Annotated in this window: 20 protein-coding genes; 15 read left to right on the plus strand and 5 right to left on the minus strand. The window is 71.4% G+C overall.

The features are described from left to right. Positions 1-4: 4 nt before the first annotated feature. The gene (gene sepH / locus ACWF79_RS33420) at positions 5-1,069 is read right to left on the minus strand and encodes a septation protein SepH (protein WP_453731948.1); all 1,065 of its coding nucleotides are present in this window, start codon (positions 1,067-1,069) and stop codon (positions 5-7) included. A 417-nt stretch (positions 1,070-1,486) separates the two neighbouring features. Between sepH and ACWF79_RS33425 the strand changes: the two genes are divergently transcribed. Continuing rightward, on the plus strand, positions 1,487-2,299 hold the full coding sequence (locus ACWF79_RS33425) for a hypothetical protein (RefSeq protein ID WP_453731949.1): 813 nt from the start codon (positions 1,487-1,489) through the stop codon (positions 2,297-2,299). A gap of 18 nt (positions 2,300-2,317) precedes the next feature. Here the strand turns inward: ACWF79_RS33425 and ACWF79_RS33430 are convergent, their stop codons facing one another. After that, on the minus strand, positions 2,318-3,655 hold the full coding sequence (locus ACWF79_RS33430) for a D-arabinono-1,4-lactone oxidase (RefSeq protein ID WP_453731950.1): 1,338 nt from the start codon (positions 3,653-3,655) through the stop codon (positions 2,318-2,320). Further along, positions 3,597-4,856, minus strand: a complete 1,260-nt coding sequence (locus ACWF79_RS33435; RefSeq protein WP_453731951.1) for an MFS transporter — start codon at positions 4,854-4,856, stop codon at positions 3,597-3,599. Before ACWF79_RS33435 ends, ACWF79_RS33430 begins: the two co-directional genes overlap by 59 nt. Positions 4,857-5,012: 156 nt before the next feature. Here ACWF79_RS33435 and ACWF79_RS33440 point away from each other — a divergent pair, with 156 nt between their 5' ends. Then, complete coding sequence (locus ACWF79_RS33440) at positions 5,013-6,140, plus strand: ferrochelatase (RefSeq protein ID WP_453731952.1); 1,128 nt, start codon at positions 5,013-5,015, stop codon at positions 6,138-6,140. Between the two features lie 75 nt (positions 6,141-6,215). Next, positions 6,216-7,025: an inositol monophosphatase family protein gene (locus tag ACWF79_RS33445; RefSeq protein ID WP_453731964.1), complete on the plus strand. Its 810-nt coding sequence runs from the start codon at positions 6,216-6,218 to the stop codon at positions 7,023-7,025. Positions 7,026-7,095: 70 nt separating this feature from the next. Here the strand turns inward: ACWF79_RS33445 and ACWF79_RS33450 are convergent, their stop codons facing one another. Continuing rightward, positions 7,096-7,269, minus strand: coding sequence for a hypothetical protein (locus ACWF79_RS33450; protein ID WP_315893340.1), 174 nt, complete (start codon positions 7,267-7,269; stop codon positions 7,096-7,098). A 397-nt stretch (positions 7,270-7,666) separates the two neighbouring features. On the opposite strand from ACWF79_RS33450, the gene ACWF79_RS33455 reads away from it, so the two are divergent. The 4 genes from ACWF79_RS33455 to ACWF79_RS33470 all read left to right on the plus strand — a co-directional run bounded on the left by ACWF79_RS33455 (position 7,667) and on the right by ACWF79_RS33470 (position 11,238). Beyond that, positions 7,667-8,320, plus strand: coding sequence for a response regulator transcription factor (locus ACWF79_RS33455; RefSeq protein WP_158991339.1), 654 nt, complete (start codon positions 7,667-7,669; stop codon positions 8,318-8,320). Positions 8,321-8,324: 4 nt separating this feature from the next. Further along, positions 8,325-9,554: a sensor histidine kinase gene (locus ACWF79_RS33460; RefSeq protein WP_453731953.1), complete on the plus strand. Its 1,230-nt coding sequence runs from the start codon at positions 8,325-8,327 to the stop codon at positions 9,552-9,554. A gap of 394 nt (positions 9,555-9,948) precedes the next feature. Beyond that, complete coding sequence (locus tag ACWF79_RS33465; RefSeq protein ID WP_003955561.1) at positions 9,949-10,245, plus strand: DUF4193 domain-containing protein; 297 nt, start codon at positions 9,949-9,951, stop codon at positions 10,243-10,245. Positions 10,246-10,257: 12 nt separating this feature from the next. Beyond that, positions 10,258-11,238 carry a hypothetical protein gene (locus ACWF79_RS33470; protein ID WP_453731954.1) on the plus strand — a complete coding sequence of 327 codons (981 nt, stop codon included), beginning with the start codon at positions 10,258-10,260 and terminating at the stop codon, positions 11,236-11,238. Here ACWF79_RS33470 and ACWF79_RS33475 read toward each other — a convergent pair. Next, on the minus strand, positions 11,235-11,744 hold the full coding sequence (locus ACWF79_RS33475) for a DUF3093 domain-containing protein (RefSeq protein WP_453731955.1): 510 nt from the start codon (positions 11,742-11,744) through the stop codon (positions 11,235-11,237). The genes ACWF79_RS33470 and ACWF79_RS33475 overlap by 4 nt on opposite strands. Before the next feature lie 58 nt (positions 11,745-11,802). On the opposite strand from ACWF79_RS33475, the gene ACWF79_RS33480 reads away from it, so the two are divergent. The 8 genes from ACWF79_RS33480 (at position 11,803) to ACWF79_RS33515 (ending at position 19,326) form a co-directional block, all read left to right on the plus strand. Further along, positions 11,803-12,387: a PaaI family thioesterase gene (locus ACWF79_RS33480; RefSeq protein ID WP_453731956.1), complete on the plus strand. Its 585-nt coding sequence runs from the start codon at positions 11,803-11,805 to the stop codon at positions 12,385-12,387. Further along, positions 12,387-12,902: a dUTP diphosphatase gene (gene dut, locus ACWF79_RS33485; RefSeq protein ID WP_453731957.1), complete on the plus strand. Its 516-nt coding sequence runs from the start codon at positions 12,387-12,389 to the stop codon at positions 12,900-12,902. The genes ACWF79_RS33480 and dut overlap by 1 nt, the downstream gene beginning before the upstream one ends. A 1-nt stretch (position 12,903) precedes the next feature. Then, positions 12,904-13,665, plus strand: coding sequence for a DUF3710 domain-containing protein (locus tag ACWF79_RS33490; RefSeq protein WP_453731958.1), 762 nt, complete (start codon positions 12,904-12,906; stop codon positions 13,663-13,665). Between the two features lie 156 nt (positions 13,666-13,821). Next, positions 13,822-14,550 carry an ABC transporter ATP-binding protein gene (locus tag ACWF79_RS33495; protein ID WP_453731959.1) on the plus strand — a complete coding sequence of 243 codons (729 nt, stop codon included), beginning with the start codon at positions 13,822-13,824 and terminating at the stop codon, positions 14,548-14,550. A 193-nt stretch (positions 14,551-14,743) separates the two neighbouring features. After that, the gene (locus ACWF79_RS33500; RefSeq protein WP_453731960.1) at positions 14,744-17,290 is read left to right on the plus strand and encodes an ATP-binding protein; all 2,547 of its coding nucleotides are present in this window, start codon (positions 14,744-14,746) and stop codon (positions 17,288-17,290) included. Between the two features lie 73 nt (positions 17,291-17,363). Then, complete coding sequence (locus ACWF79_RS33505) at positions 17,364-18,050, plus strand: response regulator (protein WP_453731961.1); 687 nt, start codon at positions 17,364-17,366, stop codon at positions 18,048-18,050. Positions 18,051-18,144: 94 nt separating this feature from the next. Then, on the plus strand, positions 18,145-18,543 hold the full coding sequence (locus tag ACWF79_RS33510; RefSeq protein WP_453731962.1) for an OB-fold nucleic acid binding domain-containing protein: 399 nt from the start codon (positions 18,145-18,147) through the stop codon (positions 18,541-18,543). Positions 18,544-18,546: 3 nt separating this feature from the next. Beyond that, positions 18,547-19,326: a DUF3159 domain-containing protein gene (locus ACWF79_RS33515; protein ID WP_453731963.1), complete on the plus strand. Its 780-nt coding sequence runs from the start codon at positions 18,547-18,549 to the stop codon at positions 19,324-19,326. Positions 19,327-19,375 lie beyond the last annotated feature (49 nt).

A 19,375-nucleotide genomic window follows, 5' to 3' on the forward strand; every position in this document is an offset into this window, starting at 1 on the left:
GGTGTCAGTCCTGCTTCTTCCTTCGGGTGCCGAAGACGATCTCGTCCCAGCTCGGGACCGCCGCGCGGCGGCCCGGGCGGACGCCGTCCGCCTCGGCCTGGCGGTCCGTGGTGCCCGTCAGGCGGTCGCGGTGGCCCGAGACCGCACGGGGCATCAGGACGTCGGCGTAGGCCGAGCCCGCGCCGGCCGAGGCCGCGGGAGCCGGGGGCTCCTCCGCCTCGGGCTCCTCGCCGGGTTCGGCCGAGGACGGCTCGGTGTTCCGGTCCGGGACGACCATGTCGCCGCGGAAACTGGGCACCGCCTCCAGCAGGCTGGTCAGCGAGTCCCGCTCCTCCTCCGGTTCGGGAACCGGCGCCGGACGCTCCATCTGGCGGTCGAGCGCACGGTCCAGCGGCCGGTCGCGCGGCAGCCGGGCGATCCGGGGCACGAACGGGAAGCTCGGCTCCGGCGCGGCGGCGATGGTGTCGTCCGTCTCGCCGATCAGCGCGCGCGCCTCGTCGTCCACGGCCTGGACGAGCCGCCGGGGCGGGTCGTACGTCCAGCTCGCCGTGTGCACCTCACCCGCGACGCGGTAGACGAGCAGCACCTCCCACGTGCCGTCGTCACGGCGCCAGGAGTCCCACTGCACGGTGTCCTTCTCGGCGCCGCGCAGCAGCAGCCGCTCCTGCACCGCCTCACCGAGCTGCGGTCCGGTGTTCTCGCCGGGGCGGCGCACGGGCGTCTTGCGGGCCCGCTCGGCCATGAACGCCCGCTCCGCGAGCACGGGTCCCTCGAAGCGCCGTACGCGGTCGACGGGGATGCCGGCGAGCTGGGCGACCTCCTCGGCGGAGGCACCGGCACGTATCCGTGCCTGGATGTCCCGCGGGCGGAGGTGGCTCTCCACCTCGATCTCGATCTGACCGAGCCGCGCGCGGTCGTTGCGCACGGCGGCGCGCAGCCGCTCGTCGATCGGAAGCGTGTACTCCGTGCTGTCAGCAGCCTTCAGCACCAGTCGTGTGCCGTCGTTGGAGACGGCCACGACACGCAGTTCGGGCATGGGGACCTCCCGGGTGGTGCCTGCCGACGTCACGTGCGTCGCTGCTTCCGCTAGTCGAGTGTGGCCTGCCCGGGTGCAGCCTGCCACAACCTTGCCGAGTTGCCCGGCGTGTCGGGCATGGGCCCTGGAACGCCGTTATGGCACGGTTACCCTTTTGCGACGCAGAGTGACCGACGGTCACGCTCCGCAGTGGGCGACCGTGCGGTGCCGCGGCGCCGCCGGTTCGAGTGCCACGTTCGGCCCCCTCCCCGTGGCCCGGTACCCATGAGGGAGTCCGGACCCAGGGATCGCCACAGTACTCCATTCGGGCCACCTGGGTGGACCGGCGCGCCGCCCAACTTCACGGGAGGTACGGGAGTTGAGTCTCCGTGAACTCCGACCGCACGTGGCGCTCTTCACAGAAAACCCCGAAACGGAACTATTCACTTCGCCCATTTGTCCCTTGTGGGTATGGAGCAGGAGAAGAATGGCGAGAAGAAGAAGCTCGACCTGAGCGTCGCTCAGGTCTCGGGCTCCGCGGTCGCCGCCGTCGTGGCGGCCAAGCTCGCCTCCACGCTCGGTGTGTACGGCACGATCCTGGGCGCCGGTGTGATCAGTGTCATCGCGACCTGCGGCGGCTCGCTCTTCCAACACGTCTTCAAGCGCACGGGAGAGCAGATACGGGTGGTCGCCGTCCACGCCGAGCCGTCGAAGACCCCGGCCGGCCAGGCGGCCCCGGACCGCACCCAGGTGCTCACGACCGTCGGCGGGCCCGCAGCACCCCCGTACGACGAGGAGTTCGGCGAGGCGACCACGCACGGCACGCGGGTCCGCGGCTGGAAGCGATCGGCCGTCGGTGCCGCGCTCGTCTTCCTGGTCGCCATGGGAGGCATCACCAGCTACGAACTGATCTCCGATCAGGACTTCAGCGGCACCAAGGGGACGACGACCTTCGGCTCGGTCGTCGGACGCGGCGGCGAGGCGACGAACGAGCAGCCGTCCGACGGCGGGCCCACGCCGCAGCAGCGACAGCAGCACCAGCGGCAGGAGAGGGACGGCGGCGGCGCCCCCACCGACGACGGGACGCCCGGCACCGGGAAGAGCACCCCCGACCCCACACCGACGCCCTCGGGTTCCGCCGACGGCGACCCGACGCCCACGCCGACCCCGCCGCCGACCTCCACCCCGACCCCGCCGCCCACCGGCCCGACGCCCACGCCGCCCCCGACGGACACCCCGTCCACCGGCGCGGGCGCCCCGGAGGCCGCGACGCCCGCCGAGTGACCGTCGGCCGAGTGACCGTCAGTCGCCCAGTACCCGGCGCAGATAGTCGTTGGTGAAGAGCCGGTCGGGGTCGAGCCGGTCGCGCAGCGCGGTGAACTCGGCGAAGCGCGGGTAGACCTCGGAGAAGTACGCCGCGTCCCGCGTGTGCACCTTGCCCCAGTGCGGTCGGCCACCGTGCGCGGTCATGATGCGCTCCACGGCGGTGAAGTACGCGCGGTGGGGCGTGCCCTTGTAGAGGTGCACCGCGATGTACGCGGTCTCGCGCCCCGAGGCCGTGGAGAGCGCGATGTCGTCCGCGGGCGCCGTCCGCACCTCCACCGGGAAGCTCACCTTCAGCGGCGAGCGCTCGATCATCGCCTTCACCTCGCGCAGCGCGCCGATGGCCGCCTCGCGCGGCAGGGCGTACTCCATCTCCATGAAGCGCACGCGGCGCGGCGAGGTGAAGACCTTGTACGGGATGTCGGTGTACGTACGGGCCGACAGGGCGCGGCTGGAGACCTTGGCGATCGACGGGATCACCGGCGGCACCGCGCGGCCGACCGAGCACGCGAGCTGGAAGACGCCGTTCGACAGCAACTCGTCGTCGATCCAGGCGCTGAGCCGCCCGGGCGGTGCGGCGGGGCCCGCGCTGCGGTTGTTGCGCTTGGTGTTGCAGCTGTCCGTGTGCGGGAACCAGTAGAACTCGAAGTGCTCGTTCTCCGCGTGCAGCGCGTCGAACTCCGAGGTGACCTGGTCGAAGGTCATCGGCTCCTCGCGCGCGGTCAGCAGGAAGACCGGCTCGATCGCGAAGGTGATCGCCGTGACCACGCCGAGCGCGCCGAGCCCGATCCGGGCGGCGGCGAAGAGCTCCGGATTCTCCTTCTCGGAGCAGGTCAGCAGCTGCCCGTCCGCCGTCGCGAGCTCCAGCTCACGGATCTGCGCGGCGATCGAGGCGGTGTCACGTCCGGTGCCGTGCGTGCCGGTGGAGGTGGCCCCGGCGACCGTCTGCTCCATGATGTCGCCCATGTTCGTGAGCGACAGGCCTTCGCGGGCCAGCGCCACGTTGAGCCGCTTGAGCGGTGTACCGGACTCCACGGTCACGGTCATCGCCTCGCGGTCGATCCGCCGGATGCCCGTCAGCAGGTCCGGGCGGATCAGCACGCCGTCCGTGGCGGCGATCGCGGTGAAGGAGTGGCCGGTCCCGACCGTCTTCACCCGCAGCCCGTCCTCGGCGGCCGTCCTGATGGCGTCGGCCAGCTCCTCGGCCGAAGCCGGGCGTACCTCCCGCGCGGGACGGGAGGTGACGTTCCCGGCCCAGTTACGCCACGGGCTGCTCGCCGCCCTTGTGCTCGTCCACCGCTCCGTCTGCCCGCTCACGCTGCCCCTCCCGCGTCGGCACCGGCCTGCGCAGCCGGCGATACCCCAGGAGACCCACCGCGACCGCGAGCGCGCCCGAGACGACGGGCACCACGTACCCCGCCTCCGCACCCGACGCGTCGACCACCCAGCCGGCGGCCGAGGAGCCGAGCGCCACGCCGACGGCGAGCCCGGTCCCTGTCCAGGTCATGCCCTCGGTCAGTTTGGTGCGCGGTACGTGCGCTTCGACGAGGGCCATCGTGGTCACCATCGTCGGTGCGATGGAGAGGCCCGCGACAAAGAGCGCCACGGCCAGCAACGGCAGGTTCCCGGCCAGTAGGAGGGGGATCATACTCACGGCCATCGCGCAGACACCCAGCAGCCACCTGCGGGACGGCTCCCCCTTGAGGTGCAGCAGGCCGAAGACCGCGCCGGCCAGGCAGGAGCCCAGCGCGTAGACCGCGAGGACCAGGCTGGCCGCCGCCTTGTGGCCCTGCTCCTCCGCGAACGCGACCGTGACCACGTCGATCGAGCCGAAGATCGCGCCGGTGGCGACGAAGGCGAGCGTGAGGACCTGCAGACCGGGGGAGCGGAGCGCCGAACCGCCCGAGTGACCGTCGTGCGGATGCGGCTCGGGCTCGGTGGCCCGCAGGGAGGTCAGCCAGAAGACACCGATGGCCAGGAAGACGGCGGCGAAGAGCGGACCCGCCTCGGGGAACCAGATCGTCGACAGACCGATGGAGATGATCGGGCCGAAGATGAAGCACACCTCGTCGACGATCGACTCCCACGAGTACGCGGTGTGCAGCCGACGCGCCTCTCCCCGGTAGATGGCCGCCCAGCGGGCCCGGGTCATGGCGCCGAGGCTCGGCACGCAGCCGATCACGGCGGTGAAGACGAACAACGTCCAGTCCGGGGCCTTCTGCTGCACGCAGAGCAGCAGTCCGGCGGCCGCGACGAGCGAGACGAGGGTGACCGGGCGCAGCACCCGGCGCTGGCCGTACCGGTCGACCAGCCGGGAGACCTGCGGCCCGAGGACGGCCGCGGACATGGCCATGGTCGCCGAGAGCGCGCCCGCGAGACCGTACCGCCCGGTGACCTGGGAGATCATCGTGACGATGCCGATGCCCATCATGGACAGCGGCATACGGCCGATGAATCCGGCGACCGAGAAGGATCTGGTGCCGGGCGCCGCGAAGATCGCGCGGTAGGGACTGGGCAAGGGGATCTCCGGGCATCGACTCAACACGTGTAATTAATAGCTAAAGCCTACGGTGTTGAACTGCGTGCCGCAGCCGCATTTTCGGACGGGCCGGGCCGTGGACGTCAGGAGGGGCCTCCCCGCCGCAGGCAGGGGAAGGATGGGAGGATCGGTGCCATGTCCGATCAGCACGATCCCGCCCCGTACGACGCCCTCCTGCTGCTCTCCTTCGGCGGCCCCGAGGGCCCGGACGACGTGGTCCCGTTCCTGGAGAACGTGACCCGCGGCCGAGGCATTCCCAAGGAACGGCTCAAGGAAGTGGGGCAGCACTACTTCCTGTTCGGCGGCGTCAGCCCGATCAACGACCAGAACCGCGCGCTGCTCGCCGCGCTGCGCGAGGACTTCGCGGAGGCCGGCCTCGACCTGCCGGTCTACTGGGGAAACCGGAACTGGGCGCCGTACCTCACCGACACCCTGCGGGAGATGGTCACCGACGGCCGGCGCCACATCGCCGTCCTCACCACCAGCGCGTACGCCTCCTACTCCGGCTGCCGGCAGTACCGCGAGAACCTCGCCGACGCGCTCTCCGAGCTGGAGTCGGAGGGGCTGCCGCTGCCCCGGGTCGACAAGCTCCGGCACTACTTCAACCACCCCGGCTTCGTCCGCCCCATGGTCGAGGGCGTCCTCGCCTCCCTGGCCGAACTGGACGAGTCCGTCCGGGCCGAGGCCCACCTCGCCTTCACCACCCACTCCATCCCGGACTCGGCCGCCGACACCTCCGGCCCCGTCGGGGACCACGGCGACGGCGGCGCCTACGTCCGTCAGCACCTGGACGTGGCCCGGGTGATCGTCGACGCCGTCCGCGAGGAGACCGGTGTCGCCCACCCCTGGAAGCTCGTCTACCAGTCGCGCAGCGGCGCCCCACACATCCCGTGGCTGGAACCGGACATCTGCGATCACCTGGAGGAGCTCCACGGCGCCGGCGTCCCGGCCGCGGTGATGGTCCCCATCGGTTTCGTCTCGGACCACATGGAGGTCCTCTACGACCTCGACACCGAGGCCACCGCCAAGGCCGCCGAACTGGGCCTCCCGGTGCGCCGCTCGGCGACCGTCGGCGCCGACCCCCGGTTCGCCGCGGCCGTACGGGACCTCGTCCTGGAGCGCGCGGCGAGCGAGCGCGGCGTCCGTGCCGAGCGCTGCGCGCTGGGCACCCTCGGTGCCTCCCACGACCTTTGCCCGATCGGCTGCTGCCCCGCCCGGGCGGAGCGGCCCGCGGCGGCCGGCGCCGACAGTCCGTACGCCTGAGGAGCCCTGGTGACCGAGCCCGAGAACCCCGAGATCACGGCACAGACCCACCCCACGCCGACGGACCCCGCCCCGATCGACCCCCTGCTGGCCGAACTGCTGGACCTGGCCGTGGAGGCCGGACGCCGGGCCGGCGCGCTGCTGCGGGACGGCCGACCGGACGACCTGGGGGTCGCCAGGACGAAGTCCAGCCCCATCGACGTCGTCACGGAGATGGACATCGCGGCCGAGAAGCTGATCACCGGCTTCCTCGCCGAACACCGGCCGGACGACGGCTTCCTCGGCGAGGAGGGCGCCGCCAGCCCCGGCACCAGCGGCGTCCGCTGGGTGGTCGACCCCCTCGACGGGACGGTGAACTACCTCTACGGGCTGCCGACCTGGGCCGTCTCCATCGCCGCCGAGCGCGACGGCGAGACCGTCGTCGGTGTGGTCGAGGCGCCGATGCGGAACGAGACGTACCGCGCGGTGCTCGGCAGCGGCGCGTACATCGGCGCGGCCGACGGGGTTCGCCGCCTCGCGGTCCGCCCCGCGCCGCCCATGGACCAGGCGCTGATCTCCACCGGCTTCGCCTACGTCCAGACCCGCCGCGCCCACCAGGCCGACGTCGCCCAGCGGATGATCCCGCGCCTGCGCGACATCCGCCGCGGTGGATCGGCCGCCATCGACCTCTGCGACGTCGCCGCCGGCCGGCTCGACGGCTACTACGAGCGGGGCCTCAACCCCTGGGACCTCGCCGCCGGTGACCTGATCGCCCGCGAGGCGGGCGCCCTGACCGGCGGACGGCCCGGCGAGCGGCCCTCGGGCGAGCTGGCCGTCGCGGCCCCGCCGGGCGTCTTCGAGCCCCTCCAGCAGCTCCTCGAAGAGCTCGGGGCCTGGCACGACTGAGCCGTCCCGTCCGGTCCTGGACACGGAAGAGGCCCCGGTGTCGTGGACACCGGGGCCTCTTTGTCCGAGGTCAGGCGCTGGCGGCGCCGACCTCCACGCCGTGCTCCGCGGCGAGGCGGTGCAGGTCGTCGAGCTCGGCCTGCTCGACCTCCGCGAGGAAGTCGTCGCCCGTCTCGCGTGCCCGTGTGAGGTCGGTCTGCGCGGTCCTTATGCGCTGCAGGAGTCCTGCGGTGAAAGCGTCCATGGTGCGCCCCCTCGTCATGGGTCGATGGCACGGGGGTGTGCCGAGGGTGGGTGGATCACACGCTGCGACCTCTGGGGGACAGAGCGGCATGTGGCTGCCACGTACGCGTGCCACAAAGCAGGGCGTGATCACGGGGTGTGCAGACGTCCTCCCCACGCGATTCCTCAGAGAAACCTCAACTGGCCCGGGAAGCAGGTGAATTCTTCGCACGCCCCCTTTGCCCCCACCCGTGCTTCCACACGCCCCCCGGCCCTCTCGGCGTCCCGCACCCGCCTCCCGACCGCCGTCTTACAGCCGGTTTACGCGCGTACGGGGCAGGATGGACACGCACAGTCAGTGCTGGAGAGCCGCCCGGTCCGCGTGGAGGGCAGGGGCCCCGAGGGAAGGAATGACCGACGTGCGCGTACTCGTCGTCGAGGACGAGCAGCTGCTCGCCGATGCGGTGGCCACCGGACTGCGCCGGGAGGCCATGGCCGTCGACGTCGTGTACGACGGCGCCGCCGCCCTGGAGCGGGTCGGGGTGAACGACTACGACGTGGTCGTCCTCGACCGCGACCTCCCGCTGGTCCACGGCGACGACGTCTGCCGCAAGATCGTCGAACTCGGCATGCCCACCCGCGTCCTGATGCTCACCGCCTCCGGCGATGTCAGCGACCGCGTCGAGGGCCTGGAGCTGGGCGCCGACGACTATCTGCCGAAGCCCTTCGCGTTCACCGAGCTCACCGCCCGCGTGCGCGCCCTGGGCCGCCGTACCACCGTGCCGCTGCCGCCCGTCCTGGAGCGCGCCGGCATCAAGCTCGACCCGAACCGCCGCGAGGTGTTCCGCGACGGCAAGGAGGTCCAGCTCGCGCCGAAGGAGTTCGCCGTCCTGGAGGTCCTCATGCGCAGCGAGGGCGCGGTCGTCTCGGCCGAGCAGCTGCTGGAGAAGGCCTGGGACGAGAACACCGACCCGTTCACCAACGTCGTACGGGTCACGGTGATGACCCTGCGCCGCAAGCTGGGCGAGCCGCCGGTCATCGTCACGGTGCCCGGCTCCGGCTACCGGATCTGACCCGGTGGCCACGACCCCGGCGCACCCACAGGCGCCCCCGAAGCCGACCTGGGACCCCCGAGACCCGGTCAGGCCGCTGCTCCGCCCGACCATCCGGATACGGCTCACGCTGCTGTACGGCGGGATGTTCCTGATCGCCGGCATCCTGCTGCTGTCGATCATCTACCTCTTCACCGCGCAGGCCCTGGGCGACAGCGAGCTGCCGTTCAAGGTCATCAAGGGCGAGGTCCAGCCGACGACCTCCTGGTGCCAGCTGCCTGCCACGGGCACCGGGGAGCAGCTCAACGAGGCCGTCTCGGCCTGCCTCCAGTACCAGCGGGACAGAGCTCTGGACGACCTGCTGCGCCGCTCCCTGTTCGCCCTGCTCGGCCTGAGCATCATCGCCTTCGCCTTCGGCTACGCCATGGCGGGCCGTGTGCTCTCCCCGCTGGGGCGGATCACCCGGACCGCCCGCCAGGTGGCCGGGTCCGACCTGGCCCGCCGGATCGAGCTGGACGGCCCGGACGACGAGCTGAAGGAGCTCGCCGACACCTTCGACGAGATGCTGGAGCGCCTGGAGCGGGCCTTCACCGCCCAGCAGCGGTTCGTCGCCAACGCCTCGCACGAGCTGCGCACGCCGCTGGCGATCAACCGCACCCTCCTGGAGGTCCATCTCTCGGACCCCGGGGCGCCGGTCGAGCTCCAGCAGCTCGGCAAGACCCTGCTCGCCACCAACGAGCGAAGCGAGCAGCTGGTCGAGGGCCTGTTGCTGCTCGCCCGTAGCGACAACCAGATCGTCGAGCGCAAGCCGGTCGATCTCGCGGAGGTCGCCTCCCGCGCCATCGACCAGGTGCACGCGGAGGCGGAGTCCAAGGGCGTCGAGATCCGCGGCGAGCGGGCGCTCGCCGTCGTCCAGGGCAACGGAGTACTCCTGGAACGGATCGCCCTGAACCTGGTCCAGAACGCCGTCCGGTACAACGTGCCGGAGGGCGGCTGGGTCGAGGTCACCACCGAGATCGAGCACGGCCAGGCCGTCCTGGTGGTCTCGAACACGGGTCCCGTGGTTCCCGCGTACGAGATCGACAACCTCTTCGAGCCGTTCAGACGGCTGCGACAGGAGCGGACAGGGAGCGACAAGGGAGTCGGACTCGGCCTGTCGATCGCCCGGTCCGTCGCGCGCGCCCATGGCGGCCGTATCATCGCGGAGCCCCGCGAAGGCGGTGGTCTCGTGATGCGTGTCACTCTGCCGATCTGACACACTTCGAGTACCAGCCGGTTCTGTTCGCTTTGCGCAGAATTCCTGAGTCCCGATCCTGAGACGCACGTGTGTGATCGATCACAGGAACGCGCATCCGGCGCTCTACTCTCCGTGATCGAAAATTCGTGGGAAAACCCGGAAAAGTCCGGGTTTCCAGGGCCTTGAATGACGGGAAGTACACGGGGTGGCGCCCGTGAAGGACGGCAGGAGGACCGTGTACGGTCCGCTTCGCCACCCAAAGCCGATCACTCGTGAGAGGGCCGGTTGGGTGTCGATTGAGTAACAGACCTTGATGTGAGGCAAAATCTCCGCCTCGGGTCGGGCACAAGTCCGGCCTCTCACGCGTTACGTGCGCTGGAGACACCGCAACCACCCAGAGGGGGAGAGCGACATGGCAACGGATTACGACACCCCACGCAAGACCGACGACGACGTCGATTCGGACAGCCTTGAGGAACTGAAGGCCCGCCGGAACGACAAGTCGACCTCGACGGTCGACGTCGACGAGTTCGAGGCCGCCGAAGGCCTGGAGCTGCCCGGCGCGGACCTCTCGAACGAGGAGCTCGCCGTACGGGTCCTGCCCAAGCAGGCCGACGAGTTCACCTGCATGAGCTGCTTCCTCGTGCACCACCGCAGCCAGCTGGCTCGGGAGAAGAACGGCCAGCCGATCTGCCGCGACTGCGACTGAGATCGGTCGGCCGTGGCAGGCGACACACCGTCTCGGAAGCGACGCTTCCGGCTTCATGGGAAGCCGGAGGCGGACCAGGGCGGCTCGCACCCGGCGGAGGCGGTCCAGGAGGCCACCGAAGCCGAGCAGAACGCCTTCCTGCCCTCCCTCGGCGCACGTGACGACGAGCGAGGCCCCTCGGCCTCGCTCGAAGCTGCCACGACGCCGGATCCGGAGGAGCGGGACGCCTCACGCGGCGGCCGCCGGCTCGTCCGACGCGTCGCCGAACCGGCGCGCGTCCAGCTGGACCGTATGAAGCTCGACCGCGCGCGGATCGACGCCGTCAAACGCGGCGTGAAGCGTAGCGGCGAGAGCGCCAGAGCGGGCATCGGTTACCTCGCCGACCGGATCATCGAGATCGCCCCGCGCGTCCCCGTCCGGGACCTGGCGACCCTGCGCAGGCACTTCCCCGGGCTCGGCCCCGAGCAGATCGCCGACAAACTCGTCGCGGGCGCCTGCAACGCGAGCTCGACCGTCGGCGCCGGCGTCGGCGCGGCCGCGATGCTGCCCGTACCCCCGGCGATGCCCGCCGAACTCGCCGCGGAGATCACCGGAGTGGCCGCGATCGAGCTCAAGCTCATCGCCGAGCTGCACGAGGTGTACGGACTGAGGCCGCACGGCACGCTCACGCAGCGGTCGACGGCCTATCTGACCTCCTGGACCGAGGAGCGGGGCATCGACCCCTCCAAGCCGACCACCGTCAACGCGGCACTCGGCGGACAGCTCAAACGCGAGCTGCGCCAGCAGATCATGAAGCGCATGGTGCGCAACATGCCCAGCCTGATGCCGTTCATGGTCGGAGCCGCCGTCGGCGCCGTGATGAACCGCCGCGACACCAGGAAGCTCGCCGAACACGTCCGCAAGGACCTGCGCGCGCGCCAGGTCCCGTGGGCCGCCCTCGAGGGGCTGGCCCCGCTGGAGCAGCCCGAGAACCCCAAGGAGATCGGCTTCTAGCGGCGCTCCTGGCCCTCGGCACGGGCCGCTTCGAGGGCGGCGGCCAGGCCCTCCGGGTCACGGCTGGAGAGGTAGACGTACGGCGTCGGGTCCTCGGGGTCCGTGACCTCGATCCGTACCGCACGCGGCACATAGCTGCGCAGCACCATGAACGCGCGCGGGTCGGCCTTGAACGTACGCCAGGCCCGCGCCTCCTCCGCGTCCAGCACCTCCGGCGTCCCCAGCGCCGAGGCCGGGATCCGCGCGTCACCCGCGACCAGCGAACCGGACACCACCCGGATCCGCGCCGAGCCGTACGACGACACCGCCACGGCCGCCAGCGCGCCCGCGACGATCAGGCCGCCCAGCATCGGGACCGTGCCCAGCGGGAACGTGACCAGACCGCCGCTGAGACCCAGCAGAGCCGTGATGACCCACCAGGAGCCGGGAGCGGTCAGCCGCTCGTCGAAGCGCGGCACCGCGGCCGTCGCGGCGGCCGGAACGGGGGAGGAGGCGGAAGGCTGCATGACTCCAAGCTTGGCACGGCGCGACCCGCGCCTGGCCTCGCGGGTAAGGTCTGCGCCTGTGACCGCAACATCTCCCGCCCTGACCCCGCCGGCCGACGCCATACCGCCGGTACGCCACCCCGACGCGCCCGCCCCGGGCGAGCTGCTCGGCGCGCACTACGCGCACTGCTTCGGGTGCGGCGGCGGACAGCCCCACGGACTCCACCTGGAGGCCCGGGCCGGCGAGGGTGTGACCGTCACCGCCGAGTTCACGGTGACCCCCGACCACCAGGGCGCCCCCGGCCTCGCGCACGGCGGCGTCCTCGCCACCGCGCTCGACGAGACCCTCGGCTCCCTGAACTGGCTGCTGCGGGTCATCGCCGTCACCGGACGCCTGGAGACCGACTTCGCCCGGCCCGTCCCCGTCGGCACCGTCCTGCACCTGGAGGCCGAGGTCACCGCCGTGCACGGGCGCAAGATCTACTCGACCGCGGTCGGTCGGATCGGCGGGCCCGAAGGCCCCGTCGCCGTCCGCGCCGACGCCCTCTTCATCGAGGTCAAGGTCGACCACTTCATCGACAACGGCCGCCCGGAGGAGATCCAGGCCGCCATGTCCGACCCCGACCAGGTCCGGCGCGCCCGCGCCTTCGAGGTGAACCCCTGATGAGCAACCCCCCTCTCGACGTCCTGATCCGACGCCTCGACCCCGACGTACCGATCCCCGCCTACGGCCACCCCGGCGACGCCGGGGCCGATCTCGTGACCACCGAGGCGGCCGTCCTGGCCCCCGGGGAACGGGCCGTGCTGCCCACCGGCGTCTCCATCGCGCTCCCCGACGGCTACGCCGCCTTCGTGCACCCGCGCTCCGGCCTGGCCGCGCGCTGCGGAGTGGCCCTCGTGAATGCCCCAGGGACGGTGGATGCCGGGTACCGTGGAGAGATCAAGGTGATCGTGGTCAATCTGGACCCGCGCGAGAGCGTGCGGTTCGAGAGGTTCGACCGGATTGCCCAACTGGTCGTCCAGCAGGTCGAGAAGGTGCGCTTCCACGAGGTGGCGGAGCTTCCCGGCTCGGCGCGGGCCGAGGGGGGCTTCGGGTCCACCGGCGGTCATGCCGCCGTGGACGGCACCACGGGTGGGAATCGATACGCTTCGGTCGTATCCGACCGGGAAGGACAGTGACGTGTTCGGACGTCGCAAGAAGAGCGGTACCGCTGAGGACGCAGCGGGCGAGGCCGAGCAGGTCGTCGACGAGGTCGACACTGACGACACGGCCGGCGCGCCGCGTCGGGTGAACCTTCCGCCGGCGCCCCGGCCCGACGGACCGTGGGACATCTCCGAGGTCTCCAAGCCGGAGGACGGCCGCGTGGACCTCGGCGGAATCTTCGTGCCCGGAGTCGAGGGCATGGAGCTCCGCGTCGAGGTGGCGGGCGACGCGATCGTCGCGGCCACCGTCGTGCTGCAGAACAGCGCCGTCCAGCTGCAGGCCTTCGCCGCGCCGAAGAAGGAAGGCATCTGGGGCGAGGTCCGCGAGGAGATCGCCTCCGGCATCACGCAGCAGGGCGGTGTCATCGACGAGGTCGAGGGCCCGCTGGGCTGGGAGCTGCGGGCGCAGGTCCCGGTGCAGCTTCCGGACGGCACCGGTGGTGTGCAGCTGGTGCGTTTCGTGGGCGTCGACGGCCCGCGCTGGTTCCTGCGCGGAGTCATCTCCGGCCAGGGCGCCGTGCAGCCGGAGACCGCCGGTCTGCTGGAGCAGATCGTCCGGGACACCGTGGTGGTCCGGGGCGAGGGCCCGATGGCCCCGCGCGACCCGATCGTCCTCAAGCTGCCGAACGACGCGCAGATGGTGCCGGACGGCGTGCAGCAGGACGAGCAGGAGGGCTCCCGCTTCTCCGGAGGCATGGGCCAGCTCCAGCGCGGACCGGAGATCACCGAGGTCCGCTGACCTCGTTCCGTTCCCCTTCATGATCGAGGCCGGTGGGCCGTATTCCGAACACCTTGTCCGGAATACGGCCCACCGGTGCGTTCCGGGCCCTGGTCGGGCGGACCGTCGGCGGCCCATACTGACGGGCGCACACGTTCGACGAGGGGGAGCACAGCGATGAGCGAGAGCAGCGCCCGGTCCGGCACGGCGGTGGCCGAGGACCCGGCCGGCGGACCCATGGTCCGCGTCGAGAATCTGCGCCGCTCGTACGGTACGGGCGAGGCCGCCGTCCACGCGCTGCGCGGGGTCTCCTTCGACATCCCGCGCGGGCAGCTCATCGCGCTGAAGGGCCGCTCGGGCTCCGGCAAGACCACCCTGCTCAACCTGGTGGGCGGCCTGGACAGCCCCGACGGCGGCCGGATCACCATCGACGGGACGGACCTCGCGGAGCTCGGCGAGAACGGACTTCTGGAGCTGCGCCGGGACCGTATCGGCTTCATCTTCCAGTCCTTCGGGCTCATCCCGATCCTGACCGCCGCCGAGAACGTGGGCGTACCGCTGCGGCTGCGCAAGGCGGACCCCAAGGAGCGCGAGGAGCGGGTGGCCCTCCTGCTCGCCCTGGTCGGGCTCGCCGACCACGCGGCCCAGCGCCCCGGCGAGCTCTCCGGCGGCCAGCAGCAGCGCGTCGCCATCGCCCGGGCCCTCGCCAACAAGCCGGCCCTGCTGATCGCCGACGAGCCGACCGGCCAGCTCGACGCCGAGACAGGACTCGCGGTGATGCACCTGCTGCGGGCGGTGGTCCGCAGCGAGGGCGTGACGGCCCTGGTGGCCACCCACGACGCGCAGCTTCTGGGGCTCGCGGACCGGGTGCTGGAGCTGAACGACGGCGAGATCATCGAGCACTGACCGGGGACAGGCGGACATTGGATATCGGAGGGCGGGCATTGGATCCGATATCCAGCGTCCGATATCCAATATCCGGTATCCGATCCCCCCGTCCGGGCCGCCGTTCGCCCCGCCCATCAGGATCACGTCAATACAGCTTGTCGGGCCTGCTCCTGGTGCGGAATGTCCGATTCTCTGGACGTAAGGTCATGCCATGGGACGCGGCAAGCTACGGATCTACCTCGGCGCGGCACCGGGCGTCGGCAAGACGTACGCGATGCTCTCCGAGGGCCACCGCCGTGTCGAGCGAGGCACCGACTGCGTCGTCGCCCTGGTCGAGCACCACGACCGGCCGCGTACCGAGGTGATGCTGCACGGCCTGGAACAGGTCCCGCGCCGCACGATCGCCTACCGCGACACCACCTTCACCGAGATGGACGTCGACGCCGTCCTGGCGAGGAAGCCGGGCGTCGCGCTCGTCGACGAACTCGCCCACACCAACGTGCCGGGTTCCCGGAACTCCAAGCGCTGGCAGGACGTCGAGGAGCTGCTCGCCGCCGGGATCGACGTCATATCCACGGTCAACATCCAGCACCTCGAATCGCTGGGCGACGTCGTCGAGTCGATCACCGGCGTGCGCCAGCAGGAGACCGTCCCCGACGAGGTCGTGCGCCGGGCGGACCAGATCGAGCTGGTCGACATGTCGCCCCAGGCCCTGCGCCGTCGCATGGCCCACGGCAACATCTACAAGCCGGACAGGATCGACGCCTCCCTCGCCAACTACTTCCGCCCCGGCAACCTCACGGCCCTGCGCGAACTGGCCCTGCTCTGGACGGCCGACCGGGTCGACGAGTACCTCCAGCAGTACCGCGGCGAGCACGGCATCCGCTCCACCTGGCAGGCCCGCGAGCGGATCGTCGTCGGCCTCACCGGGGGCCCCGAGGGCCGTACGCTCATCCGGCGCGCCGCGCGCCTCGCGGAGAAGGGCGCGGGCGGCGAGGTGCTCGCCGTCTACATCGCCCGTAGCGATGGCCTCACCGCAGCCTCGCCCAAGGAACTCGCCGTCCAGCGCACGCTGGTCGAGGACCTGGGCGGAACGTTCCACCACGTCATCGGCGACGACATCCCCTCCGGCCTCCTGGAGTTCGCCCGGGGCGTCAACGCCACCCAGATCGTCCTCGGCTCCAGCCGACGCAAGACCTGGCAGTACATGCTCGGGCCGGGCGTCGGCCAGACCGTCGCCCGCGAGTCCGGCCCCGACCTCGACGTCCACATCGTCACCCACGACGAGGTCGCCAAGGGCCGTGGCCTGCCCGTCGCCCGGGGCGCCCGGCTCGGCCGCTCCCGGATCATCTGGGGCTGGCTGGTCGGCGTCGTGGGCCCCGCGCTGCTCACCCTGTTCCTCACCCACATCGACGCCGACCTCGGCCTCGCCAACGACATGCTGCTGTTCCTGGCGCTGACCGTGGCCTCGGCGCTGCTCGGCGGGCTGCTGCCGGCCCTCGCGTCGGTCGTCTTCGGCTCGTTCCTGCTGAACTGGTTCTTCGCCCCGCCGCTCCACCAGGTCACCGTCGCCGACCCCAAGAACATCGTCGCGATCGCCGTCTTCTTCGGCGTCGCCGTGGCCGTGGCCTCGGTGGTCGACCTCGCCGCCCGGCGCACCCACCAGGCCGCCCGGCTGCGGGCCGAGTCCGAGGTGCTCTCGTTCCTGGCCGGGAGCGTGCTGCGCGGGGAGTCCAGCCTGGAGGCCCTGCTGGAACGCGTCCGGGAGACCTTCTCCATGGAGTCGGTCACCCTCCTCGAACGCGAGAGCGATGTCGAGCCGTGGACCCGCGCGGCGAGCGTCGGACAGCACCCCGTCGCCCGCCCCGAGGACGCGGACGTGGACATGCCCGTCGGCGAGCACCTGGCGCTCGCCCTGACCGGCCGCGTCCTGCCCGCCGAGGACCGGCGCGTCCTCGGCGCCTTCGCCGCCCAGGCCGCGGTCGTCCTGGACCGGCAGCGGCTCGTCGGCGAGGCGGAGCAGGCCCGCAAGCTGGCCGAGGGCAACAAGATCCGCACCTCGCTCCTCGCGGCCGTCAGCCATGACCTGCGTACCCCGCTCGCCGGCATCAAGGCCGCCGTCTCCTCCCTGCGCTCCGACGACGTCGACTGGTCCGAGGAGGACCGGGCGGAACTTCTCGCGGGCATCGAGGACGGCGCGGACCGGCTCGACCACCTGGTCGGTAACCTCCTCGACATGTCCCGGCTGCAGACCGGTACGGTCACCCCGCTGATCCGCCCGATCGACCTGGACGAGGTCGTCCCCATGGCGCTCGGCGGGGTGCCCGACGGGAGCGCGGAGCTGGACATCCCCGAGACCCTGCCGATGGTGGAGGTCGACAAGGGGCTTTTGGAGCGGGTCGTCGCCAACGTCGTCGAGAACGCCGTGAAGTACAGCCCCGACGGGATGCCGGTGACCGTCTCCGCCAGCGCGCTGGGCGACCGGGTCGAGCTGCGTGTCGTCGACCGGGGCCCCGGAGTGCCGGACGAGAGCAAGGAGCGCATCTTCGAGCCGTTCCAGCGGTTCGGGGACGCCCCGCGCGGTTCCGGCGTCGGCCTGGGCCTCGCGGTCGCCCGGGGCTTCGTCGAGGCCATGGGCGGCACCATCACCGCGGAGGACACCCCTGGCGGCGGCCTGACGATGACGCTGACCCTCACGGCCGTGACCAGGCCGCTGCCGCCGTCCGGCTCCGGTCTGCCCGCCCGGGTCGGCACGTGACCGCACACCGTTCCCCGTCCTCCCCGACGAACCGTTCCTCCAGACGTACGAAGCAGAGAGAAGGAAGCCTTCGATGACCCGGGTTCTCGTCGTCGACGACGAGCCGCAGATCGTCCGCGCGCTGGTGATCAACCTCAAGGCACGCAAGTACGAGGTGGACGCGGCCCCCGATGGTGCCACCGCCCTTCGGCTCGCCGCCGAACGCCACCCCGACGTCGTGGTCCTCGACCTCGGCCTGCCGGACATCGACGGCGTCGATGTCATCAAGGGCCTGCGCGGCTGGACGCGCGTGCCGATCCTGGTGCTCTCGGCGCGCCAGACCTCCGACGAGAAGGTCGAGGCCCTCGACGCGGGCGCCGACGACTACGTCACCAAGCCCTTCGGGATGGACGAGCTCCTGGCCCGGCTGCGCGCCGCCGTGCGCCGTGCCGAGCCCGTCGGCGGCGGGGACGACGGCGTCGTGACGGTCGAGACGGAGGACTTCACCGTCGACCTGGCCGCGAAGAAGGTCCACCGGGACGGCCGGGACGTCCGCCTCACGCCGACCGAGTGGCACCTGCTCGAAGTGCTGGTCCGCAACAGCGGGCGCCTGGTGAGCCAGAAGCAGCTGCTGCAGGAGGTCTGGGGCCCGTCGTACGGCACCGAGACCAACTACCTGCGGGTGTACATGGCGCAGCTGCGGCGCAAGCTGGAGGCCGACCCCTCGCACCCGAGGCACTTCGTCACGGAGCCGGGGATGGGCTACCGCTTCGAGCACTGACCCGCCGCCCCGCTGACCCGCGCTCCCCCGCCGCCCCGCTGACCCGGTGATCGGGGCCGGTTCCGCTGTCGGCAGGGGCCGGTACGCTTTCTGTATGAGTGCCGCACCCCGTACAGAGAAGCCGGCCGGACGCTTCCGCCGGATGCTCGACCGGCTGTCCACCTCGCAGGAGGACCTGGAGTCCGAAGAGCTCCAGGAGGACGCCGAGGCGTCGGGCTGCACGCGCATCTCCGAGTGCTCCGACCGCCAGATAGTCAAGGTGACTGGTACCTTGCGCACGGTCACGCTGCGTCCTCGGGCCGGTGTGCCCGCCCTGGAGGCCGAGCTGTTCGACGGCACGGCCCCGCTGGACGTGGTGTGGCTGGGCCGGCGGTCCATCGTGGGCATAGAGCCGGGCCGCAAGCTGATCGCCTCCGGCCGGATCTCCATGAGCCACGGCCGGCGGGTCCTCTTCAACCCCAAATACGAGCTCCGACCGCTCGGACAGGAGTAGCCGGTGACGTCGCTCGACAAGCCGACGACGGATCAGGACGCAACGGACGGCCAGGGCGGCCACAGCGCCCAGGGGTCCCGGAGCGCATCGGAACGCCAGGCGTCGAAGGAGGTCACCGAGGCCGCGCTCTTCGAGGCCTTCGGCGGCCTGCGGGGCATGATCGAGACGGTCGTGCCCGGACTGCTCTTCGTGACGATCTTCACGATCAACAAGGACCTGCACATCTCGGCGATCGCGGCGCTCGCGGTCTCCCTGGTCCTGGTCGCCGTCCGGCTGATCCGCCGGGACACCGTCAAGCACGCCTTCAGCGGTGTCTTCGGCGTGGCGTTCGGTGTGGTCTTCGCGATGATGACCGGCAACGCCAAGGACTTCTACCTGCCGGGCATGCTGTACACGCTGGGCCTCGCCCTCGCGTACATCATCACGACGCTCGCCGGTGTGCCGCTGATCGGCCTCATCCTGGGCCCGGTCTTCAAGGAGAACCTCTCCTGGCGGACCCGTAACCCCGGCCGGAAGAAGGCGTACGCCAAGGCGAGCTGGGCCTGGGGCCTGATCCTGCTGGGCAAGTGCGCGATCCTCTTCCCGCTGTACTGGTGGGCGGACACGACCCAGTTCGGCTGGGTCCTGGTCGCGCTGAAGATCCCGCCGTTCCTGCTCGCGGTCTATCTGACCTGGGTCTTCCTGGCGAAGGCTCCGCCGCCGATCGACGTCTTCGCCGAGATGGAGGCGGAGGAGGAGGCCGAGAAGGCCCGCAAGGCGGCGGCCGCCAGGCAGCCGGAGTAGGGCGTACTCCAGTGCGTACGGGGAAGGGCCCGGGACCGTTGTCAGGTCC

It is taken from the genome of Streptomyces sp. NPDC054975, from assembly GCF_053609105.1.